The organism is Sporosarcina koreensis, assembly GCF_001531445.1.
GTDB lineage: Bacteria > Bacillota > Bacilli > Bacillales_A > Planococcaceae > Sporosarcina > Sporosarcina koreensis_C.
Genome location: NZ_LQYA01000191.1, coordinates 28,885 through 32,548 on the forward strand (window position 1 = coordinate 28,885; position 3,664 = coordinate 32,548).

The window sequence follows — 3,664 nt, forward strand, 5'->3', positions numbered from 1 at the left end:
CGGACAGTTATCGTTTTTTCACCTTGCAGCTTCTTCTGAATTTCAGCAACGGAACCATGTGCAATCAGTTTACCATTGTCAATAACTCCAATTTCATCACACATTTCCGCCAATTCAGGCAAAATATGTGAAGATATCAAAATTGTCTTTCCCATGCCTTTCAACGTCTTCAAAATGTCACGCATTTCAATTCGGGCTCTTGGGTCCAATCCTGACGCTGGTTCGTCCAAGATGAGCACTTTCGGATCATGAATGAGACATCTCGCCAAACATAATCTTTGCTTCATCCCTCGGGATAGCAGGTCGACATATGAATATCTTTTATGCGACAGATTCACCAATTCCAGCAGCTGCGGAATAAGCTTCTTTCTTTCCTCTTCTGGTATACCGTAGCTCGCGCCGTAAAAATCGAGGTATTCATCAGCCTTCAACTGATCATATACTCCGAAAAAATCCGGCATATAGCCGATCAGTTTACGGATATCAGCAGGCTTTTCCCGAACACTGACCCCATCAATGAAAACATCACCTGAAGTCGGCTGCAATAACGTGGAAACGATAAGGAAGGTCGTAGATTTACCGGCTCCGTTCGCACCAACAAAACCGAAGACAGTTCCTTCATCCAACGTTAAATTCAATTCATCTAGCGCGGTAAATTGGCCGTATTTCTTCGTCAAACCTTTAATCTCAATCATTTCTTCACCTCGCCATGCAACTTGATATCAGGCGCTTGCCCTTCATTCCCATTTTGCTTATTTATGAACTCCATTTTAAACGTCACTTTTCCATCTGCCGATATATAATCTTCAATGGAATCCAACGTCAATTTCCTTTCGGATTCAAGTGGATCGTAGCTTTTTGTTTTGACATTCCAAATTTGTAGTGTGTATAGCTGTTTTTGAATTTTTGTAATGTCCATCGACTTCCATATGGACACTTTTTGCATCAGATCCTCTGGTATTTGCCATGTTTGGATATACGTATCCTCGTCAAAATAGTACATATTTGCAGCATTGCCAAGCTGATGGGCTTGAATGCTGTTGGCTTCAGAGATCAGGCTCATTGTCATCATTTCCGGATCAACCGTAAAGTCGCCGCTAAATTCAACTTTCGGTGTAAACGATTGTGATAGCAATGTTAAGGAATCTGTTGCAGCTTTGGTCTTATCCAATTCAATCGGTACGAGCTTTGAATCTGTGTAGCCGATGAGCGCCGGCTTCGAATCGTTGCTCATAAACTCCCCTGAAAATGTGAGGAGACTGTCTTTTCTCATTTTCATCAAATCATCTGATGTACCAGGCATTTGTCCCATATACATCGAATTGGAAGAACGTTTTCGGATCAATGTAGAGGTCTTCAACGTTTCATTCACCTTCATCGTCTCGCCTGGACCTAGATCTCCGATTTTTATACGACTCGTTCCGGACCAGATCGCAAGCTCTTTTACCGGGAATGGGAAATTATTTGTAATTTCACCTGTCAGCTGCTTATCTTTCACAGTCAAAGCGATATCGAAATTTCCGATTGAATCTAACGTCGTCTGCCCGTAGACTGTTGCGACATCCCAATAGCCAATATTACGCAAATGCAAGTTCGAACCTGTTGCGCTTCTTTCTAAAATCGCCCGCTTATGGGCATTGCCTCCCATTGAAGAAGGTCCGAACAACCCCATGGAATAAGGGGTGTATGTAGACATTGTCGTCTCTTTCGGCGCTGAAAAAATAAAGTCTCCCGCTTTGTTCGTCAATATTGATTCAACGAAATAGCCGGTCAACCTTCCGTCCTGTTCCACATCGAATACTGATGTTTGCTGTAGTTGCGCCTGTCCGATCCGATCACGCGCCCCATAAGCGAAAATGAAGACGGAGACAGCAACAGAAATCGATGGAATAATCCACCATGCATGTTCACGCTTGTCTTTCCGTTTTAATACGATATATAAGACTGGGATGATAATAATGATATAGAAAATGATTACGCCGAATAAAAATGGCGCAGATACTTTAAAAGAAGGAAAAAGTTCATTTGAATTCCCAATTGTCCAACGCAATGATTCCATCGGGTCATTGTAATAGGGCATCACACCGCCCGCAACAACTGATTGGTTTGCTGTATCAAGCAAGTTTTTCCAAACCGCTGCAGCTCCATGCATTTTAGAAAAAGGTTCATCTCCTACCGAGAAAGCTGTTTGTAAAACAAGCCCCTTGCCGAGCGATTTGGAAGCAGCTAGAATATCCGCATCTTTGGAAAAAATGACTTTCGAATCGGGGTTTAAAGTAGCTGCTGCTACCGTAACTTCCTTATCGAAATCGTCTCTAGACGTCCATTCATTAAATACTTCCGGCCCAATAGTCTTCTTTCCGTTTAGCGACAATGGCAAGTGGTCTGCAAATAGTCCAGATTCCGCCGCTAGATGGTCAGAGCCGCCAAAAATGATGATGCCACCGGTGCGCACCCATTCCATTATCGCTTGTTGTTCAGCCGCCGTCATGTCTGCAATTGGATATTCATCCACGATGATCATATCCGTCGGTCCCCATCCGGCAGCCTCTTCCGGAAACTTCAATGCTGCAATTTTTGAAGCATCTATCATTTGGGTGCTAGGATAGTTGGTTAGGCGCATCCCTTTCAACGCTGACAAACGGTCGATGTTGTCAGTGAAAGCAGTCAGGATTTTCGTATCGTCATGATACATCGCGACTGTGATTTGCTGGGTCCCTTTATGATCGATCTCCTTGCCTTTTTTCCATCCTCCTTCATAAAAGAAGATGGATTTCGCATTCATCCCATACATATTGAAATCGAACATTTTTTGATTGATGAATGTTACGGTTTTTGTTTCTCCCGCCTGGATGTCCAGCGGAAAAACTTCTCCTATACCGGATTCATATGACTGCTGTGTGTCGATGATCATATCGCCAGTAAATGCAGATGTGCCGTTATTTTCAATTTCGACCGTGATCGGCGCTCCTTTGCCGAATTTTGCTTTTCCGTCAAAGCCCGCAGTCACCTTCACTTTCAGCTCAGGCGCGGCAGAAGCATGGATCGCCGGCATGAATAAGCAAAAAACGAACATGGCGAGCATGATTCCCCACTGTTTCTTCAACATGTTTGATTCCCCCAATTGGACACCGCCAATATTCTGTATACCTTTCCTAATTAGTACGTAGCAAAATTAGGAAAGTTCCCTTCACTTCAATTCTTTTCTTAATTTTTCGGCATGTGCGTTTAATACCTCAGTAAAAGCACTCACTTGTTTCAGTTCAAAAGTGGAATCATAACCGATCAGCCATGTGTCTCTCGTCAATTCGAATTCCTCTTCGCTATTGAGCAAAGGAATTTTATTCACTTTCTCATCTCCTGCCAACGTGATGGACGGCAAAATCGCATAACCGATTCCATTCAATGCCAGTTGCTTGCATGTCTCAATCTGATCGACGGTAATTTGCCTTCTCGGATACTGAGAAAAATGACGCTGCCACCATCGCTGGATTTCCATGTAATAATTGGAGTCGCTTTTAAACTGAATGAAAGGCCGCTCCGTTTCCATCAATTCATCGATCGAAGTTATTTCCTGATCGACCAAATAGAGGCGGTCCCTGAACAAATACGATTTCCTACTCTTCCAGTCTACCTGTCCCCGAACAATTCCAACGTGGGCCTC

3 protein-coding genes are annotated in these 3,664 nt (G+C 43.4%); all 3 read right to left on the reverse strand.

What is annotated here, in order from left to right; translation table 11 throughout:
- A partial coding sequence (locus tag AWV70_RS17055; RefSeq protein WP_235588728.1) for an ABC transporter ATP-binding protein occupies positions 1–695 on the reverse strand: 695 nt, incomplete at its 3' end.
- Positions 692–3,109 carry a hypothetical protein gene (locus AWV70_RS17060; protein ID WP_060209657.1) on the reverse strand — a complete coding sequence of 806 codons (2,418 nt, stop codon included), beginning with the start codon at positions 3,107–3,109 and terminating at the stop codon, positions 692–694. The genes AWV70_RS17060 and AWV70_RS17055, both read right to left, overlap by 4 nt.
- An 81-nt stretch (positions 3,110–3,190) precedes the next feature.
- On the reverse strand, positions 3,191–3,664 hold a 474-nt coding region (locus tag AWV70_RS17065), incomplete at its 5' end, for a substrate-binding domain-containing protein (protein ID WP_201024391.1).